Source organism: Cupriavidus basilensis OR16, assembly GCF_000243095.1.
GTDB classification, from domain to species: domain Bacteria; phylum Pseudomonadota; class Gammaproteobacteria; order Burkholderiales; family Burkholderiaceae; genus Cupriavidus; species Cupriavidus basilensis_D.
Map to the genome: position 1 here is coordinate 1 of NZ_AHJE01000193.1, position 24,649 is coordinate 24,649.

Genomic DNA, 24,649 nt, shown 5'->3' on the forward strand with positions numbered 1-24,649 from the left:
TGGTTGCCGTGGCACGGATGGCATCCGCGGCATCCGCGCCAGCCTGCAGGCCAGCGTAGTCAAGCACCGGGCTGAGCGCGACGAACGACGTGGCGGGGCGGCCCGGAGCCGGTTCCTGGCTGGAATCGACCAGCCCGGTCCAGGACAGCGCGCCTGGCTTGCCAGCCAGCACCTGGTCGACCGTATCCGCGCTCTTGCCGAGCAGTCTGGCCATGTCGCTCAGCTTGACCTGCCCCAGTTGCAGCGGCAGCGACAGCGTGGTCGACAGCGTATCGGACAGGCCGCGCAGGGTCGGGTCGTGCGCCAGTGCGTTGAGCAACGGCCGCGCCTGGGTCAGCTGCGAGGTGACATCGCGCAGCTTGGGCGTTTCGACGAAGAGCAGGCCGTTGCGCTCGAAGAACTCGCCGCCGGGCTGGCTGACGGCACGAAAGAGCTTGCCCTGCTTGCCCAGCGCGCCGGCCAGCTCATTGGCGGCGGCGTCCGCCAGCTCTGGGGCCGGCGCCTGCACCACGGCCAGGATCATCTGGTCGCGCTGGGGAAACGCAGCGCTCACGGCGGCATCGCGGCGCGCCCAGGGCTGGTCCGACTCGAGCAGGCGGCTGATATCGGTATTGATGGCGAAGTGGCCGGCGACATAGACGCCGCTGACGATACTCAGCAGCAGCGCCAGCGCGATCACGGGCCACGCGCGGCGGGTGGAAAACTGGACAATGCGGATGACCAACGACGTCAACATGGGCGATATAGGGAGCAGTAACGGTGTGGTGGGCTACAACGCCCGTAGTCAAAGGCGCAAAGCGGCAGCCGCGAGTATAACGGGACGCAGCGGGGGTGGCGCTGCGCGGAGCGAGCACGCCGGTACGCTATACTGGCCCGGCACGTGCGCGCGGGCCAGGCGGTAGCCTTGCAGCGGCGTGGCGCGTTTCCCGTTTTGATTTTCTTGGCAAGTCTGCCGGGCATTGCCGGCGGCGAACCGACTGGCATTCTCAGGTCCAAATTCGCATGAAGAAACACGGTATTGCTTTCCAGGTCCTCGTCCCCCTCGTTCCGCTTGCCGCGGTGGCCATGGTTTGCCCCGCGCAAGCGCAAACGGTCGACAAGTCCTCGCCGGACCGCCTGGTGCGCGCGGCGGTCGAGGGCGTGATCGGTACCATCCAGTCCAGTCCCGATACGCGCAACGGCGATCTCGCCAAGATCACCGCGGTCGTGCAGCGCCAGTTCCTGCCATACGCCGATTTTGAGCGCACCACCCGGCTGGCGGTCGGCAGCGCCTGGCGCAATGCCACGCCCGAGCAGCAAAAGCAAAGTACCTGGCCAACCACAACGCGCGGCAGTCCGCCGACGCCTGAGCACCTGGCCTGGGCCAGTGCATCAGCGACAGCGTCAGGCATAAAAGAAAAGGCTCGCTCCCGGGTACGCGCGGTACCCGGGAGCGAGCCTTTTTGCCAGCCAGCCTTCGGTTTAGTGCGCAGCGGCCTTGCGCGCCGCGGCGTCGTTGGCTGCCTTGGAAGGCTTCGAGCGGCCAATCTCTTCGAGCTTGATCTCGACGTGCTTCGAGAATACGTACTCGGCCGGGCGTTGCTTGGTCAGGTCGATATCCGGCGCCATCGGGCCCGAGGTACGCACGCCGCGCAGGGTCACGCCCAGTGCCTTGAGCGGGTGGGCGATGGTGTCCGCCACCGCGGTGGCCTCGAAGCCGCTATGGACCATGCAGTCGGCGCACTTCTCGTAGTTGCCAACGCCATAGGCGTCCCAGTCGGTGCCTTCCATCAATTCCTTGAAGGTGTCGACGTAGCCTTCGCCGAGCAGGTAGCATGGACGCTGCCAGCCGAACACGGTGCGCGCCGGGTTGCCCCAGGGCGTGCACTTGTAGGTCTGGTTGCCGGCCAGGAAGTCCAGGAACAGCGTGGACTGGCTGAAAGCCCAGTTCTTGCCGGCGCGGCCGCGTTCCAGGATGTCGCGGAACAGCTGGCGGGTCTTGCCGCGGTTCAGGAAGTGCTGCTGGTCGGGCGCGCGTTCGTAGGCGTAACCCGGCGAGACGGTGATGCCGTCCACGCCCATGGCCTTCACGGAGTCGAAGAAGCGGGCGACTTTTTCCGGCTCGGCATCGTTGAACAGCGTGCAGTTGATATTGACGCGGAAGCCACGCTTCTTGGCGGCGGCGATGGCCTCGACGCAGCGGTCGTACACGCCTTCCTGGCTGACCGAACGGTCATGCATCTCGCGATCGCCGTCCAGGTGCACCGACCAGACGAAGTACGGGCTCGGCTCGTACTGGTCCAGCTTCTTTTCCATCAGCAGCGCATTGGTGCACAGGTACACAAACTTGCGCCGCGCAATGATGCCCTTGACGATGGTCGGCATGTCCTTGTGCAGCAGCGGCTCGCCACCGGCGATGGAGACCACCGGCGCGCCGCATTCGTCGACCGCGCCCAGGCACTGCTCGATGGACAAGCGCTGGTTCAGGATGGGGTCCGGATAGTCGATCTTGCCGCAGCCGTTACAGGCCAGGTTGCAGCGGAACAGCGGCTCGAGCATCAGCGCCAGCGGATAGCGCTTGTTGCCGGAGAGGTGCTGCTTGACGACATAGGCGCCCACGCGGGCAACCTGCAGAAAGGGAATGGCCAAAATTTACTTCCTTGTGATAGGGGCGGCCGGGCGTTAGCCAGCGGCCGTTTGCGGGTCCGGCTGCGGCGCGGTTTCGGCAGTGGCCGTGCCGGCTGCCCGCTTGCGCGGCGACGGATCGGCCAGTTCGGCTGGCAAGCGGAATTCGGCGTGCTCTTCGCGGCCATCCATGACCGACACGTCTACCGGCCCGAGCTGGCGCAGCGTGGCGATCACGTCCTTGACCATTTCCTCGGGGGCGGAGGCGCCGGCCGTGATCCCCACGACTTCAACGCCGCGCACCCACTCGGGGTTCAGTTCGCTGCCATCGGCAATCAAATAGCTGGGCACACCGCTCTCCGTGCCGATCTCGCGCAGGCGGTTGGAGTTGGAACTATTGGTGGCGCCGATCACAAGGATCACTTCCACCCGCTTGGAGAGCTCGCGCACGGCGCTTTGGCGGTTTTGCGTGGCGTAGCAGATATCACGCGTATCCGGCCCGACCAAATTGGCAAAACGCCCGCTCAGGGCGGCAATTATATTACGTGTGTCGTCAACGCTGAGGGTAGTCTGGGTAACGTAGGCAACCGGCGTGTCCGTGGGCAGGTCGAGCAGCGCGACTTCCGCTTCGCTCTGCACCAGGATCACCTTGCCGGGAATCTGCCCCATCGTGCCCTCGACTTCCGGATGGCCGGCATGGCCGATCAGGATCACGGTGCGGCCACTGGCAGCATACTGGCGGCCCTGGGTGTGGACCTTGATCACCAGCGGGCAGGTCGCGTCAATGGAGTGCAACTGGCGGGTCTTGGCATCGCTTTCGACATCCCTGGAGACGCCATGCGCGCTGAAGATGGTGACGGCGCCGGTCGGCACTTCGTCCAGTTCTTCCACGAAGCGAGCGCCCTTGTGTCTCAACGCTTCAACCACGTGCTTGTTGTGCACGATTTCGTGTCGCACGAACACCGGGGCTCCGTGTTTGACGAGGGCACGGTCTACAATCTCGATCGCGCGCACCACGCCAGCACAAAAACCGCGGGGTTGAGCAAGAATCACCTGCATAAAGATAGGCCCCCCGACCCAGTCAACGGGTTCAGCATGAGTAGATATTCCGGAATCACTTTCCCGTCATACGGTGGTTACTATATACCCGTGCCGCAACCTTTGCCTGGCACCTGGCTACTGCCAGCAACACTTTGAGGGTTTTACCGGTGGGTGATATGAGTTCAGGGGACTACGTCCTGGTAACGGGCGCATCCGGCTTTCTCGGCTCGGCAGTAGCGCGGCAGGCACTGGCGCGCGGTTTTCGGGTGCGGGCGATGGTACGCGCCGGCAGTCCGCGGCGCAACCTGGAGGGCCTGCCCGTGGAGATCGCCGAGGGCGATATGCGCGACGCGCGCGCCATGGAGAGCGCGCTGCGCGGCGTGCGCTATCTCTTTCACGTGGCGGCGGACTACCGGCTGTGGGCGCCGGATCCCGAGGAAATCGTGCGCACCAATGTGGCTGGCACCGAGACTGTGATGAGCGCGGCACTCACATGCGGTGTCGAGCGCATCGTCTACACCAGCAGCGTGGCGACCTTGCGCGTGGCGGGTGCCACCGCGCCGGTGACGGAAGAGGCCGCCATGAGCGGCCATGAGGCCATCGGCGCCTACAAGCGCAGCAAGGTGCTGGCCGAGCGCGTGGTCGAGCGCATGGTGGCCCGTGACGGGCTCGCCGCCGTGATCGTCAACCCCTCCACGCCGATCGGCCCGCGCGACGTGCGGCCCACGCCCACCGGGCGCATCATCGTCGAGGCCGCCAGCGGCAAGATTCCCGCCTTTGTCGATACCGGCCTGAACCTGGTGCATGTGGATGACGTGGCCGAAGGGCATATGCTGGCGCTGGAGCGTGGCGTGACCGGCGAGCGCTATATCCTCGGCGGGCAGGACGTCGGGCTGCAGCAGATGCTGGCCGATATCGCCGCCATGACGGGGCGGCGCGCGCCCACCATCCGCTTGCCGCGCTGGCCGCTTTACCCGCTCGCTTACGCGGCGGAGGCGGTGGCGCGCATGACCGGGAAGGAACCCTTCCTGACGGCGGATGGCCTGTCGATGTCGAAATACCGGATGTTCTTCAGTTCGGAGAAAGCCCGCCTGGCGTTAGGCTACCAGGCGCGGCCTTACCAGCAAGGCCTGAGCGAGGCGCTCGCCTGGTTCCGCACCGCGGGCTACCTGCGCTAGGCCCGCCAAGCTCAGCCGCGCTGGGGCGCCTGCGCGCGCCCCTTCCACTGGCCGCCCTTGCGCAGCCAGTAGCGGCGCGCTGAGTCGATTGTGGCGCCGAGATAAAACAACGCCGTCACCGGCAGCAGAGGCGCCAGCCACAGCGGCTGGCGGTATTCACGCAGCATGGGCACGTAGGCCAGCGCCATGGCCAGCCAGGCGGCCCATGCCGGCCACAGCCGCAGGCCGCCACCCAGCGCCAGCAGGGGTGGCGCCAGGTACGTGAGGACCATGCCCGCCACTGCGCCGGCCAGCAGCAGCGGCGAATAGTGCAATTGGGTGTAGGCACTGCGGGCAATCATGTCCCACAGGCTGCGCCAGTCATCGTAGGGGCGCACGGAGACGCTGTCGTCGGCCAGGTCGAGACCTTGATGCAGGCAGCCAGGCTGCAGTCATCGATCAGCTCGCCCCGGATCGCGGCAAATCCGCCGATGCGCGCCAGCGCGCTGCGGCGCGCCAGCATGCAGCCGCCGGCGGCCGCAGCCACGCCGCTGTGCGGATTGTTCACGCGGGCAAACGGGTAGAGCTTGGCAAAGAAGAACACAAAGGCCGGGACGATCAGGCGTTCCCACCAGGATGCGCAGCGCAGCCGCACCATCAGTGAAACCAGATCCCGCTGCTCATGCGCAGCACGTGCCACCAACTGGGCCAGCACGCCATCGCCGTGATGGATGTCGGCATCCGTCAGCCACACCCAGCCCGCGCCGGGCGCAGCGTTGTCGGCCGCTTCCAGGCCCTCCGACTGCGCCCAGACCTTGCCGCTCCAGCCGGCCGGCAGGTCGCGTGCCGTGATCACGGTGAGCGCATCCGCCTTGCCCAGCGCCGCTGCGGCGCTGCGCGCGCGCGCCGCTGCGGCGCTGCGCGCGATGTCCGCCGTGCCGTCCGTGCTGTGGTCGTCCACCACCACCAGCCGCAGCGCTGCGGGATAAGCCTGGCCCAGCACGCTGGCCACGGCGCCACCGATCACGTCCGCCTCGTTGCGGGCCGGGATGATGGCAACCACCTCCGGCCATTGCGCGGGGGCGGGCGCGAGGCCCGGCTTGCGCACCCGCCAGAAGCCGGCACGGCCGGCCAGCAGCACGCACCAGATGGCGAGCGAGATCAGGGACAACACGAACATCTCAAAAAACTCCAGGACCGGATAAGTAGGGCAGGGGGGCTCAGCGTAACAGGCGCCGGGCAAGGCGGGCCAGCTTGGGCACGGTTTCGGGGCGCAGCAGGCGCGGATCGTAGCCGGCCATGCGGCGGTCGTTCTCGGCCAGGCAAAGCTCGATCATCGCCCGCGGGGACAAGGCTTCGGCTAGCGAGGCCGTGCTGTTCATGGGGAAGTTCGCGTCCTTGGCCACGCCGTCGGCGTCGATGCCGCGCGCAATGCCAATGCGCTCCCAGATCAGGAACGCCCACACTCGCATCACCTTGAGCGCGTACAGCGGGCGCCGCCACCAGGGCAGGTTGCAGCGATACCAGGCCGCCCAGTTGACAAAGAACAGGATGTGCCGGCCCTCCTCCTGGATGACCGGCTCGAAGGTTTCCACCAGTTCGGCCGGGAAGAAGCCCGAGCGCTTGGCCGCGGCAAACAGGCCAAAGGCAAAAAAACTATCGATGCATTCGCTGTAGCCGGTGACCAGCCAACCCCACTCCACGTCAGCGGGCGGACGATACTCGGGTTCGGGCGCCAGGGCGATGCCGTAGGCTTCCACCAGTTTCGACAACACCACCTTGTGCCGTGCCTCCTCGCCGCCATCCATTTCCAGCGCGCTGCACAGCAGGGGATCGGACACGGTATCGGCGAAGGCCTGCACCCGCACGGATGCGCGGCCTTCTGTCTGCACCGCGATATCCCAGATCGGCAGCGAGATGACACGGTGCAGGGCATCCGGGTCAAGCCGGGGCCAGTCGATGACAGCGGGTTTGTAGGGGTTGTGGGTTTGCAGCAGCATATTGCAGAACATGCGCAGATGCTGTGGCGAGCCGATGCGGACCGCCCCGGGCTCGGGATCGGTCCAGTTGCGCATGGCATGGTCGGCCTGGTCGATCTCGGCTTTCGCGAGGGCCGCGACCACGGCGGCGGCCTTGGCTTCGGTACCCGGCTCGCTGGTCCTGCTGGGTGTGGCAAGCGCGTCTGACATCCTGCTCCCCTGGCGGTTGATGGTCCGGGGGTAATTCTAGCGTGGCCAGCGCGCCTGCGCGTGCCAGACAAGCATCACGGCACGCGAGAGGCTACTGCATGGCCAGCCAAGGCAGGACGGGACTTAGCCCTGGTACTGCACCGGCAAACGAGACTGCATGCCCAGCTTGTAGTACAGCACAGTCAGCAGGATCAGCCAGGCCGGGCCAACATAGAGCGCGATGCGCGTATCCGGGAAGTACGCCATCAGCGCCACCACCAGCCCCAGGAAGGCCAGCGCCACCCACGAGCCATAGGGCCAGAAGGGCATGCGGAAGGCCAGCTTGCTGCGCGCGGCCGGGGACAGGCCGCGGCGGAAGTTCATCTGCGTGACCAGGATCACGGCCCAGGTCCAGACCGCGCCGAAGGTGGAGATCGATGTCACCCACACGAACACCTTCTCGGGCACCAGGTAGTTCAGCAGCACGCCGCACAGCAGTGCCGCGATCGAGACCAGCAAGGCGCGGCGGGGCACGCCGTTGCGGTCGACCACGGCAAAGGCGCGCGGCGCCTGGCCTTGCTGGGCCAGGTTGTAGAGCATGCGCCCGGTGCTGAAGATGCCGCCGTTGCACGACGACAGCGCCGCGGTCAGCACCACGAAGTTGATGATGCCGGCGGCGGTCTTGATGCCCAGCCGCTCGAAGGTCATGACGAAGGGACTGCCCTGGGTGCCAATCTCGTTCCAGGGATAAATGGCGAGGATCACGAACAGTGCACCCACGTAGAAGATCAGGATGCGCCAGAACACCGAGTTGATGGCGCCCGGGATCGATTTCTGCGGGTTCTTGGCTTCGCCGGCGGTCAGGCCGATCATCTCCACGCCGAGGTAGGCGAACATCACCATCTGCAGCGACATCAGCACGCCGGAGGCGCCGTTGGGCATGAAGCCGCCGTGCTGCCACAGGTTGGAAATGCCGACCGCCACGCCGCCGTTGCCGAAGCCGGCCACGATCATGCCGGTGCCGCCCACCAGCATCAGCACGATGGTGACGACCTTGATCATGGCGAACCAGAACTCGAATTCGCCGTAGGCCTTGACCGTCATCAGGTTGATCGAGCCCATCGCTGCCAGCGCGGCAAGCGCCCAGATCCAGCGCGGCACGTCGGGGAACCAGATGCCCATGTAGATGGCAACGGCCGTGATTTCGGCGATGCAGGTCACCAGCCACAGGAACCAGTAGTTCCAGCCGGTCAGGTAGCCGGCAAGCGGCCCCATGTAGTCCTGCGCGTAGCGGCAGAAGGAGCCTGCCACCGGGTTGTGCACGGCCATCTCGCCCAGTGCCCGCATGATCAGGAAGATCATGGCGCCGCCGATGATGTAGGCCAGCATGATGGCCGGGCCTGCCATCTTGATGGCGGTGGCCGAACCCAGGAACAGGCCCACGCCAATGGCCGAGCCCAGCGCCATCAGCCTGATCTGGCGCTCGCCCAGGCCGCGGTGCAACGCTTCTGCGTTTTCACTCATCTTTTTGTCTCCGATCGGTAATTGTCCGGAAGCCGCCCCTTTTGGGGGCGGCCCGGGTGCTCTTCCTGCCTCCGTTGGCCCCGCCGCGCAGATGATGGGCGACGGGGCCAGTGCCGCAGGTTTTCAGGGAATGCCGGATGGGCATGTCCTACTGAAAACCTGGCTGTCGGCGCAATTGTTTGCCTTTTAATACAAGGGTGGCAATCAAGCAGGCAGCCAGGAGCGGCACTATTGAACGGAAGTGGCGTGCAGGTTAAAGACAATCGATCAGTATTTGTTTGGGAAATATCGATATCTGGCAGGAATAATTACTGCCGAGATCCGGCGGCTGTCGCCGCTTCACGCTAGCGCTGGCGCGATGCCGGCAAGGCGATGCTCGCCAGCCCGAGTCCGGCGCGCCATGCGCCCGGCGGCAGGCCGAAGCGCTGGGTGAAGCTGCGCGTAAAGGTGGTCTGGTCGGGAAAGCCGAGCGCTAGCGAGATATCCGCCAGCGGCTGTGCCCGGTCCGCCAGCAGGCGCGCGGCCTGGTCCAGCCGCAGCCGCATCTGGTAGCGGTGCGGCGTATCGCCAAAGGCGTTGCAGAACAGCGTGTGGAAACGCCGCACGCTCCAGCCGAACTGCGCGGCGAGCTGGTCGGCCCGCAGCGGCGTGTCCAGGTGCCGGCGCAGGTAGGCATCGATTTGCGCCAGCGGAAAACGCGCGGGCTGGGCGCGGCCGTCCACGCCCAGCGCCTGTGCCAGGTCGGCGGCAAGGGTAGCGGCCAGTTGCCAGTGATGTTGCCGCGAGTTTGCTCCCGGAGGCAGCGTAGCGAGGCGCCGCACGCGTTCGCGCCAGCCGCCGGTGATGGCGAACGCCGTGGGCCGGTCCATCAACGCGGCCGGCAACGCGAGCGAATCCAGCGGCATGTCCAGCACCAGTTGCCGGTTGCCGGCCAGTCCCAGGAAGTCGTGACGCTCCCCGGCGGGCACGATCAGCCCGCCGCAGGGATCGAGCCGGTGCAGGTGGCCGCCGATTTCCAGCTCGCACGCACCGTCCAGGCCGAACAGGACCTGATGGTAGTCATGGCGATGCCACTCCCGCTCCGGCTGGTAGACGCGCGTTTCCACCAGCGGAGCCGGCCGGCCCGCCTGCGCCGGCACGACGGCATGGTCACCGCGCGGCAGCATGGCTAGTCTTGCGAGGGGGCTGCGCAGCTTGGCCGGTCTGGCATAGCCAGACCCCAATGCCGGCAACCAGCAGGCCCAGCAACTGCAGGGGTCCGAGCCTGTCGCCAAACAGCAGCCAGGCCTGCAGCGCCGCCAGCGGCGGCGCCAGGAACATCAGCGAGGCGGCGGTGGCAGCCTGCCCGCGCCTGACGATGCGCACCAGCAGATAGGTGCCCAGGCCCGAGAGCACCAGCGTGGCCCAGGCCAGCGCCGCCCACAGCGCCACACCCGGCTGCCAGTGCAACTCGCCCAGCATCCATGCCAGCGCACCGGCTACCAAGGCGCCGCCCGCGTTCTACCAGACCATGCTGGTGCGCAGGTCGGCTGCGGCAATCGAGGTCTTCTGCAGGATCGTGCCCATGGTGATGGAGAGGATGGAAATGACCGCCACCAGCACCACCCACGGTGAAACGGGGCTGGGCGCGCTGGCCAGGGTGGCGGGTGCCACCACCAATATTACGCCCAAGGAGCCCAGCGCCAGCCCGCCCCAGCCCTGGCGCGACGGGAACTCGCCTAGCAGCGGGATCGCCAGCAGCGCGGTCAGCAGCGGTTGCAAGGCACCGAGCAAGGCCATGGCCGACGGCGCAAGGCCATGCGCAATGGCCCAGTAACTGCCACCCAGGTAGCCGCCGTGCAGGAGCGCGCCCGCCAGCAAGTGCCGCGGCAGTTCGCGTAGCGGCGGCCAGCGCGCGCCGCCGGCAACGGCCACGGTCGCGAACAGCATGGCCGCCAGGGAGAAGCGGGCCAGCAGGAACAGGCTGGGCTGGGCCACCGGCACGATGGCCCGGCCCACGATGAACCCGGTCGACCAGATCAGGACAAAGGCCAGGCTGGACAGCCAGGTGGCCGAGGCGGGGACACTGAGGCGGGATGACGGCATGGTGTTTCAGCGCGCCGGCGGCGCGTGGGGGCGGCAATGATCAACAATGGGCCGCAGCTTAAGTCTCCGATGCCATCCTGTCTTGGCAAATCCGGCAATGCGGACGAACCGCCACGGCTTCGGTTTATAGTTGGCGCTAGCCCCGACTGCCATGGCGCATGCCGCGCAAGGCAGCCCAGCCTTCGTCAACCTACGAGCATCGACGCCCCCGGCCTGGCCGTGCTAGAGGCCGTGGCGGCAACGCTGGCGCGCGAGGTCTGGGTGGTCGCGCCCGAGCATGACCAGAGCGGCACCTCGCACTCCCTGAGCTTGCATGCGCCGCTGCGTATCAGCCAGCAAGGCGAACGCCGCTTCGGCGTCAGCGGCACGCCGGGCGACTGCGTCGTCATGGCAGCCCGGCACCTGATGGCCGACACCCCGCCCAGCCTGGTCCTGTCGGGCATCAACCGCGGCGCCAACCTTGGGCTTGAGACGGTGTTTTCCGGCACCGTCGGCGCCGGCATGACCGGCGTGTTGCTGGGCATCCCGGCGATCGCGCTGAGCCAGGCCTTCACCGATCGCAACGCGGTACGCTGGGAAACGGCCCGCGCGCTGGCGCCCGGCGTGATCCGCCGCCTGCTTGCCGCCGGCTGGAACCAGCAGGCCTGCCTGAACGTCAATTTCCCCGATGTGGCGCCCGAGTCCGCCGGCCCGCTCACGGTCACCCGCCAGGGCGTCGGCCTCGTCAAGGATCTTGCCGTGCGGGCCCATGTCGACCCGCGCGGCATCCCCTATCACTGGCTGCAGTTCTCGCGCGGCCCGCGCCCGGACTCCGATGACAGCGAGGCGGTGGTGGTCGGCCGGGGCGCTATTTCGGTGACGCCGCTGCGCTTCGAGCGCACCGACGAGGAGGCAGCCGCGGAGTTGGCGGGGCGGCTTTGAGGGAATGACCGGTGGTGCCGCCCCGGGGCGGCATTACCTCGCAGGGCCCGCGTCGATGTTTGCTGCCTCGATGATCGGCGACCACTTGGATCCTGCGCTGGCCTTTCTCTCCCGAACCCGTCTGATAGCATCTCCCTTCGAGGGGATCCGGCGTTTGTCTTCACGCCGGAAGATTGGGCCTTCACGGCATGGTTTTCCTTGACCGGAATTTCGAAAGCACTTCACACAGATAGCGAGATGGATCTCGATTGGAAGCAACGTACGCAGCAGTATGTGCAGGCCCGGCGCCAGCATCCGGCCTGGCAATTGCTTGCAGCGCGTAGTTCACCGCTGGTGCTGAGTTGTCTGCAGACGCTGTTCGAGAGGAGTCACGACGGGATCGTCTGCGAAGAGGCGCAGCAGGCCTTGGCGGCGCTGCTGGAGCAGCATGCCAATAGCGACGAATTTGGCGTCGACGCTGACGACAGCGCGGCTGCAGCGCGCAAGGAGTTGCGCGCCTGGATCCGGCGCGCGCTGGTGATCGAGCGGGAGGGGCGCCTGTATGCTACGGACGCGCTGGAGGAAGCGTTGAGGTTCGTAGCCGGACTCGAAGGCCGGCTGATGACATCAACCGCATCGCGCTTGTCCATCGTGCAACGGGAGATCGAGAGTCTGGAGTCAAGCCTGAACCCGGACCCGCGCAGCCGCGCCAGATACTTGCAACGCAAGATCGCCGAACTCGAGAGCGAACTGGCCGCGGTCAACGCAGGTGAGGTCAAGGTACTGAGCGATGCCGAGGCAACCGAGGGCATTCGCGAAATATTCAACCTGGCCACCAGCTTGCGGGGGGACTTCCGGCGGGTGGAGGATTCCTATCGCGAGGCGGACCGGCGGCTGCGGCAATCGATTGTCAGCGAGCGCAACCATCGGGGCGAGGTTGTCGACAAGTTGCTGAATAGCCACGATGGCCTGCTGGAGACGCCGGAGGGCAAGGTGTTTCATGGTTTTCAGCAGCAGTTGGGGCGCTCGGCAGAACTGGATGCAATGAAGCATCGCTTGCGTTCGATCATCAGGCATCCAGCCACCCGGTCGGCCTTGAATTCGCAGCAGCAAGGTGAATTGCGCTGGTTGATCATTCGCTTGGTGGACGAGTCAGCAGCGGTGATTCGTGCACGGGCCCGCAGTGAGCGTGATGTCAAGGGTTTCCTCAAGACGGGCTTGGCTGCCGAGCATCATCGGGTTGGAGAACTGGTCAACGATATCCTGCAGCAGGCCCTGGCGGTGGACTGGGGCAGTGTTGCGGTACGCCGCCAGGCCGGACCTTTGCCGCCAGTCGCCATCGCGGTGTCGGGGCTGCCACTAGTAGAGCGGCTTCGCTTCAAGGCCAGCGAGGACGATGAGCAGCAGGGCCTCGAGCTGGGCTCCCGCAGCATGGATACCACGCTGATCGATGAGGATTTCTGGGATGCGTTCGATAGTCTTGACCGCCAGGCATTGATGGAGCGGACGCTGGCCTTGCTGGAGGAGAGCGGGCAGGCCATGGGCATTGCCGAGCTGGCGCGGCATCTGCCGCCGACCCATGATCTGGAGTCGATCGCGTTGTGGTTGAGCATGGCGAGGGAGGCTGACGCCCCGGTGCATCGGCAGCGCGAGCGCGTAGATGTGCTTGGCCGTGACGGAATTGCCCTGCGTTTCCAGGTGCCCCAGGTGGAATTGGGCGCCGAACATCTGCGCGGCTTGGACATGGAGATATAGCATGGCGAGCATTTTCGATGACCTGACCGCGGCGGATGGGCCCGCCGCAACCGTGGATTCGTCTTCGCGGCACAGCGAGGAAGAGGTTCCGCTCCCATCTGCCGCGCAAGCCGGAGCCGAGCGTGGGCTTGCCATCACCCCGCGTCAGGTCAAGGATGCCTGCCAGGAGTTGCTCAAGCTCGGTCTGCTGGAGGCCGCGAGAAAGCCTAATCTCTATCGCATCGCTACTACCCATGCGGCCGATATCGATCGCATCCTGGAGCCGCTGGACCTGGCATTGAAGATCGACGACGTGCGAGGGCTGGCTTTTCTGGTGGTGTCACAACCCTTGTTTGCGGAGGCGGAGGAAGAGTGGTCGCATCCTCTGGTGCGCCGCCAGCGCCTGACGCTCGAACAATCGCTGCTGGTGGCCTTGCTGCGTCAGCACTATGTGGCGCATGAACAGGAGGGCGGGATTGGGGCGGGAGATGCCCAAGTGGCGCTGGAAGACCTGCTACCGCAATTGCAGCTGTACCTGGGCAACCTGGGCAGCGACGCGCGCGAACAGCAGCGTTTGCGCACCTTGCTGGAGAAGCTAAAGCCGCATGGCATCGTTTCCGAGGTCGATCCGCACGATCAGGTCGCCATCCGGCCCATCATCGTCCATCTTGCCAATCCCGAGAACCTGCAAAGCCTGTTGCAGGCCCTTAGGCTCGCGGCGCATGCGGGCGCTGACGACGATAGCGGTGCGTCGAGCGATTCGGAGGACGCCGTATGAAACCTCCCCAGACAGGGTATCCATCAATCGAGGAGTTGCTGCCCTCCGCAGCCTATGTGCTGACGCATCTCGACGTCTACAACTGGGGACCGTTTGGGGGACGGCACCATGCCGAGATCGATATTGAGGGTACCGCGATCATCGGGCAAACCGGCAGCGGCAAGACGACGCTGGTCGACGCCCTGATGACATTGATCGCGGCCCAGCCGCGTTACAACCTGGCCTCAACCGGCGGGCATGAAAGCGATCGCGATCTGGTGTCCTATGTACGCGGCGTGTCCGGGGTGGGACGTGGTGGCGATACTGACCATATTGCCCGGCCGGGCAAGACCGTGTCCGCGATCGCCGCGAGCTTTGGCAACGGCAATGTGCGCTTGACCATCGCCGGCATCTTTACGTTGGAGGGTAGTAGTCGGCGCGCCGACCTTGACCGGATCTGGTTGATTTCCCGGCAGGAGCAGCAAGGACTGGATGAGTGGCTCGAAGTGCATCACGCCGGGGCCTTGCTGCCGGTCGAGAAGGGCTGGCAGTCGCGCGGCGAGTACCGGCAGCAACAAGCGGTCCAGCTCGACCTGATTGCCATGCTGCCGGTTTGCTATGCGCTGCGCGCCCACCAGCTTTGGCATGGACGGGCCGACGATCTAGCGAGGCAGATCGGATTTTGCACACAGCGTGTCGATGCACTGTCCACGGAGATTGGTGAGCAAGAGGTGCAGGAGCAAGCTCTGCGTGACCGCTACCTGCAGACCGGCGGCAGCAACGTCGAATTGCTGGAGGAGCAAATAGAAAGGCAACGCAAGCACTGCGAGACTCTTCAACGCTATGCGCGGGACTATCAGCAACTGACGAAGTCTTTGGCGCTCGATGGCACCTTGACAACTGAGGCTTTTGGAGAGGGGCAGCGGCAGGCTGGCCAGCAGAAAGTCCAGTATGAAGGGTCGCTTGCGGGGCAGGAAGGCGAGGCTTTCGCGCACGGCGCCAAGGTAGAGGTCAGCAAGGTGGTTGCCTCGGAAGTGATGGAATCCTTGCGGCAGGTCCAGGCGCGACCCGGCTCCAACATTCCAGGGCCATTTCAGCAGTTCAGGAGCGAACTCGCCGCACATCTCGGTCAGCCTGAGGATGCCTTGCCGTTTGTTGCGGAGATGGTGGAAGTGCACGCAAATCAAGCCCAATGGCGAGGTGCCATCGAGCGCGCCATTGGCGGGCATCGACTTCGTCTGATGGTGCCGCCACAGGTGATGAAAGCGGCGTTGTCGTGGGTAAACGGCCGCGATAACCGGCTGCACGTTCGCTTGCTGGAGGTGAAGGAGCCTGCGCAAGCCCCTGGCTCTTTTGAGGACGGTTTCACCCGGAAGCTGAATTTCAAGGACCACGCTTACGGGGAAGCGCTCAGGCAATTCCTGACCGAGATCGACCGTCATTGTGTTGCCTCACCCGAGATGCTGAAAAGTACCCCGCACGGCTTGACGGCGCAGGGCTTGATGTCAGGCAAGACTGGCTTTTTCGAGAAACAGGATAAGACGCCTCTCCATCAGGGGTGGATGACCGGTTTCGATAACAAAGACAGCCTGGCGGAGCTGGAAGAACAGTTGCGTCAGGCCACGGCGGCGCTTAAGAGGCATGAGGAATTGTTCGAGTTGGGCAAGGCGGCAGTGGGTGAAAGCCGCGTACGCCTGGGCCTGCTTGAGCGCTTGCTGGGTCTGCAGTTCCAGGACATCGACCTACCCGCAGCAGAAGGCGACCTTGCTGATTTGCAACGGCGCCTGATTGATCTGACCGATCCCGAGTCGGACACGGCGAGGGCGCAGCAGCGATGGCAAGATGCCAAGACGCTGCTGAGGCAAAGGTCTGAGGCGTGGCAAAAGGCTCGCATGGTTCAAGTCACTTTGCAGAAAGACCTCGAGGTTGCGATAGCACAGCGGGAACGCGCCTACCGACGCAGCGGCGAGGGGTTGAAGGCTGGGCAGCTAGCGCTGGCACATCAGCATTTCGATCTGTCCGGTGTGCAACAAGTCGATGCACTGGAGGATCACGAGACCGAGGCGGAAGGGCGCTTGCGTGGGCACCTGCAAAAGCTCGCCAACGAGCTTGTTCGCTGCGAGAGGGACCTGATCCGCGCCATGGGACATGCCAAAGGCGAGGATACCGGCACCCTGTCCGACGTCGGCACTGAATTGGAGGACGTGCCGCAATACCTGGCGCGCCTGAAGATACTGAACGAAGAGGCCCTGCCAGAGAAGCTGCAACGCTTCCAGCTGCAACGCTTCCTGAACTACCTCAACCAGTCCTCGGACCAGGGCGTAACCCAGTTACTCGGCAGTATCGAGAACGAAGTGGCGATCATCGAGGAACGCATCGAAGATCTTAACAACACCATGCGCCGGGTGGATTTCCAGCCCGGGCGGTATCTGCGGCTGGATCCGCGCCGAGTGGTTCATGAGAGCCTGAAAACGCTGCAGCAGGCGCAACGCGCGCTACGCTCGGCGGCATTGCAGGATGATCAGGGCGAAAGCCACTTCCGGGCCCTGGCGCATGTGGTCACGCTGTTGCGAGAAGCCAGCGAGCGCCGGACCACGGTTGGCGCGCGTGCGCTGCTGGATCCGCGCTATCGCCTGCAGTTTGCCGTATCGGTGATCGAGCGCGGCACGGGTGCGGTCGTGGAAACCCGCACCGGGTCGCAGGGCGGAAGTGGTGGCGAGAAGGAAATCATCGCCAGCTATATCCTGACAGCCTCGCTGAGCTATGCCCTGTGCCCGGATGGTGGGAGCAAGCCGCTATTCGGCACCATCGTGCTGGATGAGGCCTTCTCGAAAAGCTCGCAGGCCGTGGCCGGGCGGATTATTTCGGCGCTGCGGGAGTTTGGTCTGCATCCGTTGTTCGTCACACCGAACAAGGAAATGCGTCTGCTGCGCGCGCATACCCGCTCCGCGATCCTGATTCACCGCAGAGGGCAGCAGGCCACCATGACATCGCTGAGTTGGGAAGAGCTGGATGTGCTCGCTCGCTCTAGACAAAACAGCCAAGATGAAGTCACCGGATGAGTTGGCGGCGAAGCTCGCCAGGCATTGGCAATCCGCGCAAGTGCGCGTGGCTCGCTTGCTCCAGGCCGATAGCTGGCCGCTGAGTCTGTCTATAGGCAGGCCGAGCGCGAGGGCCTTTGCCGACGAGACCGGCCTGGTCAGGCGGCATGTGCAGCGCTGGCGTGAGATGCAAGTCGGAACGGTTGTCTGGCAGGATGTGGCGTACCGAGCCGGCAATGCGCCGGTTGAAGTACCGCTGAGTTGGGAATTGCGCACGCCGTCGGAATGGGTCTTAGCGACTGGGGATCCAACGATCCAGGCTGAGTATCGGGCGCTGGGCAAGTTGGTACAGGCTGTCGATCCGCTCTTCCATCCCTTGATCCTGCGCCAACGCCGCCTTGCGGTAGACCGCTCGGCAGGCGAAGTTGCCAAGGCGAGCGAGGTCGCCCTGGCCTTGACGCCTGGCTGTGCGGGAGGACGGCCGCTGCGCGCTTTGACTGTTTGCAATATTGATAGCAAGTTCATCGAACGCAATCGCGCCTTGTTGATCCAGATGCTCGATGTGCGCTTTGACGGACTGCCCGGCGAGCTCGGGCTGGAGTCCTTCCTGGATGCAGCCGATGATAGCGATCATTGGCTCCTGTTGGTGCCGCTGGCGCCGAGACTGCTGCCATTTTCGCAGCAGCGCGTGCGCGTCAGCGAGCTTGGCCTGTTGCCGGAGTCCGTCAGCCATATCCTGATCGTGGAAAACGAGCGCTGCCTGCATCAATTGCCGGCGCTGGCGGATTCCGTCGCCATCCTCGGTGCGGGTTTGAGCCTAGGCTGGATGCGAGCCGAATGGCTGGCGCACAAGCATGTTGCCTATTGGGGCGACATGGACACCTGGGGGCTGACGATGCTGGCCAGGGCACGGCAGGCCCAGCCCGACGTGACTGTCGTGCAGATGAATCGAGCCTGCTTCGATCAATACGCTGTAGCGTTGGCTGTGGCGGAGCCTGTGCCGGCCGGTGTCGAGCCGCCGGAGGGCCTGACAGTCGTTGAAAGGGAGTTCTATCAGTATTTGCGCAGGCAGGAGCGCGGGCGCCTTGAGCAGGAGTTCCTGCCGCCGGATCTGGTAGCCGCAGCGCTAATCGCGTGGCATAGCGCCTCGCCGGGTTGACCTGTAGCTCGGTGCCCTCAAACCGCCCCAAGGGACAGCCCTGCCGCAAACGGATTGCGAACACGCAATCCCTCTTCTTCTATCAGCATTCCATCCTGCATATCCTCGGAATACAGGGTCTCGCAGCCGGACAACAGCGCCGCCGCTATGATCATCGCATCGTAGACGCTGAACCCGTAGCGTTCGGCAATCTGCCTGCCTTTGTCATGAGTTTCCACAGTGAGCGGCTCCACAGGGCACAGGGACTGAATCAGTTTCACAACCTCGTTTACTTCTGGCCACGGCATAGCCAGCTTGCGGCGCGCCACGTTGGTGATTTCGTTCAAGACCTGTACGCTGATCCGGCCCCCGGCCTGGACGATGGCTTCGGCGCGATCCGCTTTTGCCGTATCGGCGGACAGCAGGTACAACAGTACGTTGCTATCGATGAACGCCTTACGCGCGGTCATTGATATCGTCCCGGTCAAAATTGAAATCGGCCGGCAGGCGCCCGCGGAACCGCCGTAGTTTCGCCAGATGGTCGGCGCTGCCGGGTTTCTTCCTGACCTGGAAAACCCGGTCGTCGGCGATCACGACTTCAATGTCGTCGCCTTCGCGCAACTCCAGCGCGTCCACCACGGAGGCGGGCAGGCGGATGGCCAGGCTATTTCCCCATTTGCTGACTTGCACGATCTGCTGCTCCCATGGCATTCAAGGATGATATACATTGTGAAATGTATATCATCGTGTGAGAGGCAGCAAGGAGTGGTCAATTTAGTGGCGTACTGGCCTTTTTTCCGTGCTTTTCACGCAATGCGGCTAGCGCCGTCCTTGTGGCATGCGCCCTGTGGCGGTGGCCACGCCGGCGTCGCCCGAGGCGCTGGCGGGCCACGGCATTGCCTTCGAGAGCGGGTTCGATGTGGCGGCTGACGTCAGCGCCGGCCGCCTGGTGCTGCTGTTTCCCGAGTGGTACCAGGACAGCGTGCCGCCGCAACTGGTGTTCCTGCGCAGCCGGTTTCCGTCTTACCGGCAGCGCCGCCTGATCGAGTTCCTGCAGGCGCGGTTCGCGGCGTTCGACGCGGACTATCCTCTCCCAGGGTAGCCGCGTCGGCAGGCCTGCGCAGTGGCTACTCGTTGACGGCAAGCTCGCCACCGGGCAGCGCGGCCACTTTGCCGGTACCGCCGCGGGCACGCCACGCGGAGTAGGTGACGCCGGTCAACAGCAAGGCGGACAGCACGACGAAGACGCAGCTGATCGGGCTGTCGGGGTGATCGCTGATCAGTTGCGGCCCGGGGGCCAAGCCCTGGATCATCAGCGCGCCGAGGATCAGCGCCATCACGGCGTCACCCGGAATGCCGAGGCTCATGGTGGGGATGAAGTCGACCTGCGTCTTCGAGTGCGCGGAGGCTTCCGGCCCGGCGACGCCCGCGATCATGCCCGTGCCGAACTTCTCCGGCGTCTTGGATATCTTGCGCTCCAGGGCATAGGCGACGAATGTCGTGATGGTGGGGCCGGTCCCGGGCATGGCGCCGAACACCGTGCCTACCGCGGTGCCCCGCACCATGGGCCAGAAGGCGGTCTTGAGCTCGGCCAGGCTGGGCCGCATGTCGCGGATGCGCAGCTTGGTCTTGGTGGCGATGACACTCATGCGGTTGACGTTGAGCAGGAAGTCCGCCACGCCGAACAGGCCCATGGCGATGGCGACCAGTTCCAGCCCGTCGCTAAGCTCGGGGATGTTCATCGCCAGGCGGAAGGTGCCGCTGTTCACGTCGGTACCGACACAGCCGCAGACCAGGCCGAACAGCGTCATCGCCACGCCTTTGAGCGGGGACCCGCGCGACATGGTGGAGCCTGCCAGCAAGCCCAGCAGCATGATGGAGAAGATCTCCGTCGGGCCAAACTTGAAGGAGATCTCGGTGAGCAGCGGCGAGGCGAAGATCATCACGATGATGCCCACCGACGCGGCGAAGAATGAGCAGATCATGGTGATGCCCAGCGCCGTGCCGCCCTTGCCGGCGCGCGTCAGCGGATAGCCGTCCAGGCAGGTGACCGCATGCGGCGGGTGGGAGGGCAGGTTGAGCAGGATCGCGCCGATGGCGCCGCCATATTGCGAGCCATAGAAGATCCCCGCCAGCATCAGGATGGCGGGTACCGGGTGCATGGCATAGGTAAGCGGCAGCAGGATGGAGATGGCCGACAGCGCGCCCATGCCGGGCAGCACGCCGATCAGGTTTCCCATCAGCACGCCGAAGAAGGACCACATCAGGTTGGAGCCCTGGAAGGCAACGCCAAAGCCGAACCAGAGATCATGCAGAGCGTTCGCGGTCATGATGTTCAGACCCCCCAGGCAAATAGCGGCAGCTGCAGTTGCAGCGCCCACCAGAACACCACCGTGGCGATGGCGCACATGGCCAGCGCCAGGATGGCAGCCAAGGTACCGGTGTGGTATTGCAGGCCGGCCACCACCGTGGCCAGCCCGATCAGCGTCATCAGCCCGCCGCCGTAGTAGTCCTTCTTGAAGCGTGAGGGGGTGTTCATCGCAGATCCCCTCTGATCCGGCTGCCCGGGCGGTAGCGCGCGTTGCTGTGTTGTTGCATGAGGTGGTCCCTCCGTCTCCTGTTTTTACGCCCTTGCCTTGCCGCGACTGCATCGCGGGCGTGAGCGGGTGTCGAGACTGTAGAAACGGCATCTTCCAAACGGCTTTCCGGCGGCTTGCAAATGGCTTTCGGGCTAGCGATGTTGTGAAGAATTTCTCGTGGATAGGCGTAATCCCTAGCGCTGAAAATCAAAGAGGCAGGGAACTTTGTCGGCGGATATCGAGCCAGCTTGCAGCCAAGTGATGCATTGCTCATGCACTGCCGGCAAGCCGCGCAAAGCCATTTGCATCACGTTGTGCTATATCGCTCTCGCTCGCCGGATCCCGGCGTGCGCGAACCACGCCGGGATGACGGCAATTGCAGTCATGCAGACATGCAGGCATGCAAAGCGACATCAAGCTTTCACAAAAGACCTGGACAATGCGGTCTGCCGCCACGGGTGCGGTTCATGGCGTCTATCGCATGGTTGCCCGCGGCTGGCGGAAGACTGCCTCATCCATCCATAAGACAGAGAAAATCAGTGAAGAAAGCTCTCCTTGCAATAACTGCCGCGGCTGCTGCCGCAGCCTCCGGCGCAGCGTTCGCCCAAACCTCCTCGTCCGGCGTCACGCTGTACGGCATCGCCGACGTCGGCATCGAAATCATCAACCACATGCCTGCCACCGGTTCCGCGGGTGGCACCGTTACCCGCATGAACTCCGGCAACCTGTCGGGCTCGCGCTGGGGCCTGCGCGGCAGCGAAGACCTGGGCGGTGGCCTGAAGGGTATCTTCGTGCTGGAAAGCGGCTTTGATATCGATACCGGCATGTCCGGCCAGGGCAACCGCCTGTTCGGCCGCCAGTCGTACGTGGGCCTGCAGGGCAATTTCGGCGCCGTGACGCTGGGTCGCCAGCAAAACTCGCTGTACGACCTGTTCGGCGCCTATGACCCGATGGCCGTCGGCCCGCGCTACTCGCTCAACAGCGTCGACTCGCAGTTCAACGGCCGTGCCGACAACGCGATCAAGTATACGGGCAAGTTCGGCGGCCTGACGGCTACCACCTTCTACAGCACCGGGCGCGACACCACGGTGGCCAACGGCAGCGAAGTGCCGGGCGCAAGCAAGGTGGGACGCAACTACGGCGCGGGCCTGGCCTACGCGGTGGGTGGCTTCTCCGTTGGCGCCGCGTATGACCAGTTCCAGGGATCGTCGGTGGCTCTGCAGGATCGCACCGCCAAGCGCGCGGCCATCGGCACGTCCTATGCCTTTGGCGATGCCAAGGTGTTTGCCGGCTACCGCTGGCTGCGTGACGACGGCACGGCAAGCGCCACGGCCACCGTCACCCGCAGCAACGTGTACTGGGCAGGCGCGCAGTACAAGTTCACGCCTGCGTTCCTGTTGACCGGCGCGGCGTACTACACCGACATGAAGAACAGCGGCGGGGATCCGTGGATGTTCGTGCTGTCGGGCGACTACTCGCTGTCCAAGCGCACCGATGCCTACCTGAACATCGGCTACGTGAAGAACAAGTCGGGCTCCACCCTGGGCCTGAACGGCAGCGGCACGGCCCTGCCGGGCGCGAACCAGACCGGCGCAACCGTCGGCGTGCGTCACCGCTTCTAAACGGTACCCAAGCGGTACCTGAGCGGTACTCAAGCAGTACCTGGGCGGCATCCTCCGCATGGAGGATGCCGCCAATCGTCATATCGACCTTGCTTTGCGGCGAGGCTCGCTTGGCCGGTTAAATTGACCGGCCTTTTTTCTCTTCTTCGCCGAACCGCGGATCTGGATGGGAGTGCCCGCCATCGCCGCCGGCTAGGACACCCTCGGCATGGCAAGCAGCCTCAGCGCCAGCAGCGCCAGCACCACGGCAAGCCCGTATTTCTGGAGCACGGCGGCACGCGGGTTGCGGCTCAGGAACCGCCTTGCCGAGCCGCCTGCCGCGCCTAGCAGGCCGTGGAACACGGTGCTGATCGCCGTCAGCACGCAGCCCAAGACAATCAATTGCTGCGCCACGTTGCCCTTGCCCGTGTCCACGAACTGGGGCAGGAAGACCATGAAGAACAGCAAGGCCTTCGGGTTGAGCAAGCTGTTCAGCGTGGAGCGGAAAAACACCGATTTCAACGAGGCCTGCCGGGTCACCGGGCCCAGCGGCAGCAGCGGGCGGCGCAGCGCTTTCCAGGCCATCCACAGCAGGTACAGGACCCCCGCATACCGGATCAGGTCGAAAGCCGGGGGCCAGGCGGCAATCACGGCGGTGATGCCGGTTGCCGTCAGGACGGTCAGCACGAGGTCCGCCGCGGCGATGCCGAGCGCGGCCGCCGCGCCGCCGCCGAGGCCGTAGGTGACGCCGTGCGCCATGACGAAGGCCATGTTTGGCCCGGGTGAGAGCAGCAGCACCATCACGGCCGCGGCGAACACCGACAAGGTAGCGAATTCGATCATGCCCAGGTTTTCCTGAAAGCTCCGCGGAGCCCTTTACGTTGTCGAGGCTGGTAGCGTAATCTCAGCGTCTGATACAAACAAAAAATTGTTCTAGATACAAAGACGGAGCGCAGACCAAGGCATGATCCCTGCCCGGTACAAAACCATCATGGACGAGATCGCGGGCCGTATCCGCGACGGGGCGCTGCCGCCCGGCACGCAATTGCCGACCGTGCGCGCCCTGATGAAGCAGCACGGCATCGCCCTGGCCACCGCGTCGCGCATCTACAAGGCACTGGAATCCATCGGGCTGGTGGTTGGCGAGACCGGCCGGGGCACCTTTGTGCGCGACACCTCGCTGCCGCGCGGCCTGGGCATGGAGCAGCACCCCGCGCGCTTCGGCGCGGTCGATCTCACCTTCAACTATCCGTCCTTGCCCGGCCAGGCCGACATGCTGCGCGACGGCCTGCGCACCATTGCGGCCTCGGGGGACCTCGACGCGCTGCTGCATTCGGCGCCCCAGGGCGGGAGGGCGCACGAGCGGCAGGCCGCGGCCAGGCACCTGCGCAACCGGGGCATCCGGGTGGGTGGCGAGCAGGTGCTGATCGTCAATGGCGCGCAGCAGGGCCTCGCCGTGACGGTAATGGGCCTGCTCAAGCCGGGCGATGTCCTGGCCGTGGACGCGCTGACCTACCCCGGCATGAAGCTGCTGGCGCAGGCGCACCGCCTCGACCTGGAAGCGGTGCCGCACACGGCGCAAGGCATGGACCTGGAGCGCCTGGCAGCGCTGTGCAAGCGGCGTCCGGTGCGCGCCGTCTATGTCATGCCGACGATGCACAATCCACTCGGCACGGTGATGGCGGACGCATCCCGGGCCCGGCTTGCCGAGCTTGCCGCGAAGCACGATTTCCTGCTCATCGAGGATGGCGCCTATGCCTTCCTGGCCGAGCCGGCGCCCAAGCCGGCCTTTACCTACGCGCCCGAACACACGGTTTATGTCTCGGGCCTGTCCAAGAGCGTCGCATCCGGCTTGCGCGTGGGCTTTGTTGCCGCGCCCCTGGCGCTGGTGCCGGCGCTGGAGAGTGCGATCCGCGTTTCGACCTGGAACACGCCAACACTGAGCGTGGCGCTGGGCTGCCACTGGATCGATGCCGGGCTGGTCGACGATCTCGAGGATCGCAAGCGCAAGGACGCGCGACTGCGGCAAAGCCTGGCGCGCCGTGTGCTGCGCGGTTGCGATGTCACCGCGCATCGCGCTTCCTACTATCTGTGGCTGACCTTGCCGGAGGACCTGCGCGCGGACCGCGTCGCCGCCGGCCTGGAGCGCGAAGGCGTGCTGGTGACGACGGCCCAGCCGTTTGCCGCCACGCCAAACGTGCCGCATGCGCTGCGGCTGGCGCTTGGCTCCATCTCGCACGATGCGCTGGAGGACGCTCTGGTCAAAGTGCGCCGGGCGGTGCTCGGCTAGCGTCCTGAATCACAAATTCGTTGAATAAGT

The 24,649-nt window shown here is 65.1% G+C and carries 19 protein-coding genes and 4 pseudogenes; 10 read left to right on the top strand and 13 right to left on the bottom strand.

All coding sequences use genetic code 11. The annotated features are described in order from the left end of the window. Positions 1 to 736 (bottom strand): annotated as a pseudogene (locus OR16_RS37635) (MMPL family transporter); the annotation flags it as partial. Between the two features lie 266 nt (positions 737 to 1,002). Here OR16_RS37635 and OR16_RS42405 point away from each other — a divergent pair. Further along, positions 1,003 to 1,305: pseudogene (locus tag OR16_RS42405) on the top strand (ABC transporter substrate-binding protein); the annotation flags it as partial. 156 nt (positions 1,306 to 1,461) lie between these two features. Here the strand turns inward: OR16_RS42405 and hpnH are convergent. Both hpnH and ispH read right to left on the bottom strand, forming a co-directional pair. Then, complete coding sequence (gene hpnH / locus OR16_RS37640; protein ID WP_006164451.1) at positions 1,462 to 2,628, bottom strand: adenosyl-hopene transferase HpnH; 1,167 nt, start codon at positions 2,626 to 2,628, stop codon at positions 1,462 to 1,464. 33 nt (positions 2,629 to 2,661) lie between these two features. Further along, positions 2,662 to 3,663, bottom strand: a complete 1,002-nt coding sequence (gene ispH / locus OR16_RS37645; protein ID WP_050983239.1) for a 4-hydroxy-3-methylbut-2-enyl diphosphate reductase — start codon at positions 3,661 to 3,663, stop codon at positions 2,662 to 2,664. A gap of 158 nt (positions 3,664 to 3,821) precedes the next feature. On the opposite strand from ispH, the gene hpnA reads away from it, so the two are divergent. After that, complete coding sequence (hpnA, locus tag OR16_RS37650) at positions 3,822 to 4,823, top strand: hopanoid-associated sugar epimerase (protein ID WP_043422774.1); 1,002 nt, start codon at positions 3,822 to 3,824, stop codon at positions 4,821 to 4,823. 11 nt (positions 4,824 to 4,834) lie between these two features. On the opposite strand, the pseudogene OR16_RS37655 reads toward hpnA, so the two are convergent. The 5 genes and pseudogenes from OR16_RS37655 to OR16_RS37675 form a co-directional block, all read right to left on the bottom strand. Beyond that, a pseudogene (locus OR16_RS37655) lies at positions 4,835 to 5,982 on the bottom strand (glycosyltransferase). A gap of 40 nt (positions 5,983 to 6,022) precedes the next feature. Next, positions 6,023 to 6,991, bottom strand: a complete 969-nt coding sequence (locus OR16_RS37660; RefSeq protein WP_006164457.1) for a hypothetical protein — start codon at positions 6,989 to 6,991, stop codon at positions 6,023 to 6,025. A gap of 123 nt (positions 6,992 to 7,114) precedes the next feature. Beyond that, complete coding sequence (locus tag OR16_RS37665; RefSeq protein ID WP_006164458.1) at positions 7,115 to 8,494, bottom strand: amino acid permease; 1,380 nt, start codon at positions 8,492 to 8,494, stop codon at positions 7,115 to 7,117. A gap of 344 nt (positions 8,495 to 8,838) precedes the next feature. Then, entirely contained in the window at positions 8,839 to 9,660 is an 822-nt protein-coding gene (locus OR16_RS37670) for a helix-turn-helix transcriptional regulator (protein ID WP_006164459.1), read from the bottom strand. Next, positions 9,644 to 10,579: pseudogene (locus OR16_RS37675) on the bottom strand (DMT family transporter). Before OR16_RS37675 ends, OR16_RS37670 begins: the two are co-directional and overlap by 17 nt. A gap of 198 nt (positions 10,580 to 10,777) precedes the next feature. On the opposite strand from OR16_RS37675, the gene surE reads away from it, so the two are divergent. From surE to OR16_RS37700, 5 genes are all read left to right on the top strand, one after another. Further along, positions 10,778 to 11,500, top strand: coding sequence for a 5'/3'-nucleotidase SurE (surE, locus tag OR16_RS37680; protein ID WP_050983243.1), 723 nt, complete (start codon positions 10,778 to 10,780; stop codon positions 11,498 to 11,500). A 237-nt stretch (positions 11,501 to 11,737) separates the two neighbouring features. Continuing rightward, positions 11,738 to 13,234 (top strand): DUF3375 domain-containing protein, encoded by a 1,497-nt coding sequence (locus OR16_RS37685; protein WP_006164465.1) that lies wholly within the window; start codon positions 11,738 to 11,740, stop codon positions 13,232 to 13,234. Position 13,235: 1 nt separating this feature from the next. Next, positions 13,236 to 13,991: a DUF4194 domain-containing protein gene (locus tag OR16_RS37690; protein WP_006164466.1), complete on the top strand. Its 756-nt coding sequence runs from the start codon at positions 13,236 to 13,238 to the stop codon at positions 13,989 to 13,991. Further along, a complete protein-coding gene (locus OR16_RS37695; protein WP_050983240.1) occupies positions 13,988 to 17,032 on the top strand; it encodes an ATP-binding protein in 3,045 nt (1,014 codons plus the stop codon). The genes OR16_RS37690 and OR16_RS37695 overlap by 4 nt, the downstream gene beginning before the upstream one ends. Continuing rightward, the gene (locus tag OR16_RS37700) at positions 17,016 to 18,170 is read left to right on the top strand and encodes a Wadjet anti-phage system protein JetD domain-containing protein (protein ID WP_006164469.1); all 1,155 of its coding nucleotides are present in this window, start codon (positions 17,016 to 17,018) and stop codon (positions 18,168 to 18,170) included. The genes OR16_RS37695 and OR16_RS37700 overlap by 17 nt, the downstream gene beginning before the upstream one ends. A 17-nt stretch (positions 18,171 to 18,187) precedes the next feature. Here OR16_RS37700 and OR16_RS37705 read toward each other — a convergent pair whose 3' ends face one another. Both OR16_RS37705 and OR16_RS37710 read right to left on the bottom strand, forming a co-directional pair. Continuing rightward, positions 18,188 to 18,619 carry a PIN domain-containing protein gene (locus OR16_RS37705; RefSeq protein WP_006164471.1) on the bottom strand — a complete coding sequence of 144 codons (432 nt, stop codon included), beginning with the start codon at positions 18,617 to 18,619 and terminating at the stop codon, positions 18,188 to 18,190. Beyond that, positions 18,606 to 18,839, bottom strand: coding sequence for an AbrB/MazE/SpoVT family DNA-binding domain-containing protein (locus tag OR16_RS37710; protein ID WP_043422786.1), 234 nt, complete (start codon positions 18,837 to 18,839; stop codon positions 18,606 to 18,608). Before OR16_RS37710 ends, OR16_RS37705 begins: the two co-directional genes overlap by 14 nt. 148 nt (positions 18,840 to 18,987) lie before the next feature. Here OR16_RS37710 and OR16_RS37715 point away from each other — a divergent pair, with 148 nt between their 5' ends. Next, a complete protein-coding gene (locus OR16_RS37715; RefSeq protein ID WP_006164476.1) occupies positions 18,988 to 19,251 on the top strand; it encodes a LysR family transcriptional regulator in 264 nt (87 codons plus the stop codon). A gap of 25 nt (positions 19,252 to 19,276) precedes the next feature. On the opposite strand, the gene OR16_RS37720 is transcribed toward OR16_RS37715, so the two are convergent. Both OR16_RS37720 and OR16_RS37725 read right to left on the bottom strand, forming a co-directional pair. Next, on the bottom strand, positions 19,277 to 20,479 hold the full coding sequence (locus OR16_RS37720) for a tripartite tricarboxylate transporter permease (protein ID WP_006164478.1): 1,203 nt from the start codon (positions 20,477 to 20,479) through the stop codon (positions 19,277 to 19,279). Positions 20,480 to 20,484: 5 nt separating this feature from the next. Continuing rightward, a complete protein-coding gene (locus tag OR16_RS37725; RefSeq protein WP_006164480.1) occupies positions 20,485 to 20,688 on the bottom strand; it encodes a hypothetical protein in 204 nt (67 codons plus the stop codon). A gap of 579 nt (positions 20,689 to 21,267) precedes the next feature. Here OR16_RS37725 and OR16_RS37730 point away from each other — a divergent pair. Further along, positions 21,268 to 22,350, top strand: a complete 1,083-nt coding sequence (locus OR16_RS37730; RefSeq protein WP_006164482.1) for a porin — start codon at positions 21,268 to 21,270, stop codon at positions 22,348 to 22,350. Positions 22,351 to 22,542: 192 nt separating this feature from the next. Here the strand turns inward: OR16_RS37730 and OR16_RS37735 are convergent, their stop codons facing one another. Further along, positions 22,543 to 23,172 carry a LysE family translocator gene (locus tag OR16_RS37735; protein WP_006164484.1) on the bottom strand — a complete coding sequence of 210 codons (630 nt, stop codon included), beginning with the start codon at positions 23,170 to 23,172 and terminating at the stop codon, positions 22,543 to 22,545. Positions 23,173 to 23,293: 121 nt separating this feature from the next. Between OR16_RS37735 and OR16_RS37740 the strand changes: the two genes are divergently transcribed. Beyond that, positions 23,294 to 24,619, top strand: coding sequence for a PLP-dependent aminotransferase family protein (locus OR16_RS37740; protein WP_006164486.1), 1,326 nt, complete (start codon positions 23,294 to 23,296; stop codon positions 24,617 to 24,619). Positions 24,620 to 24,649: the final 30 nt, after the last annotated feature.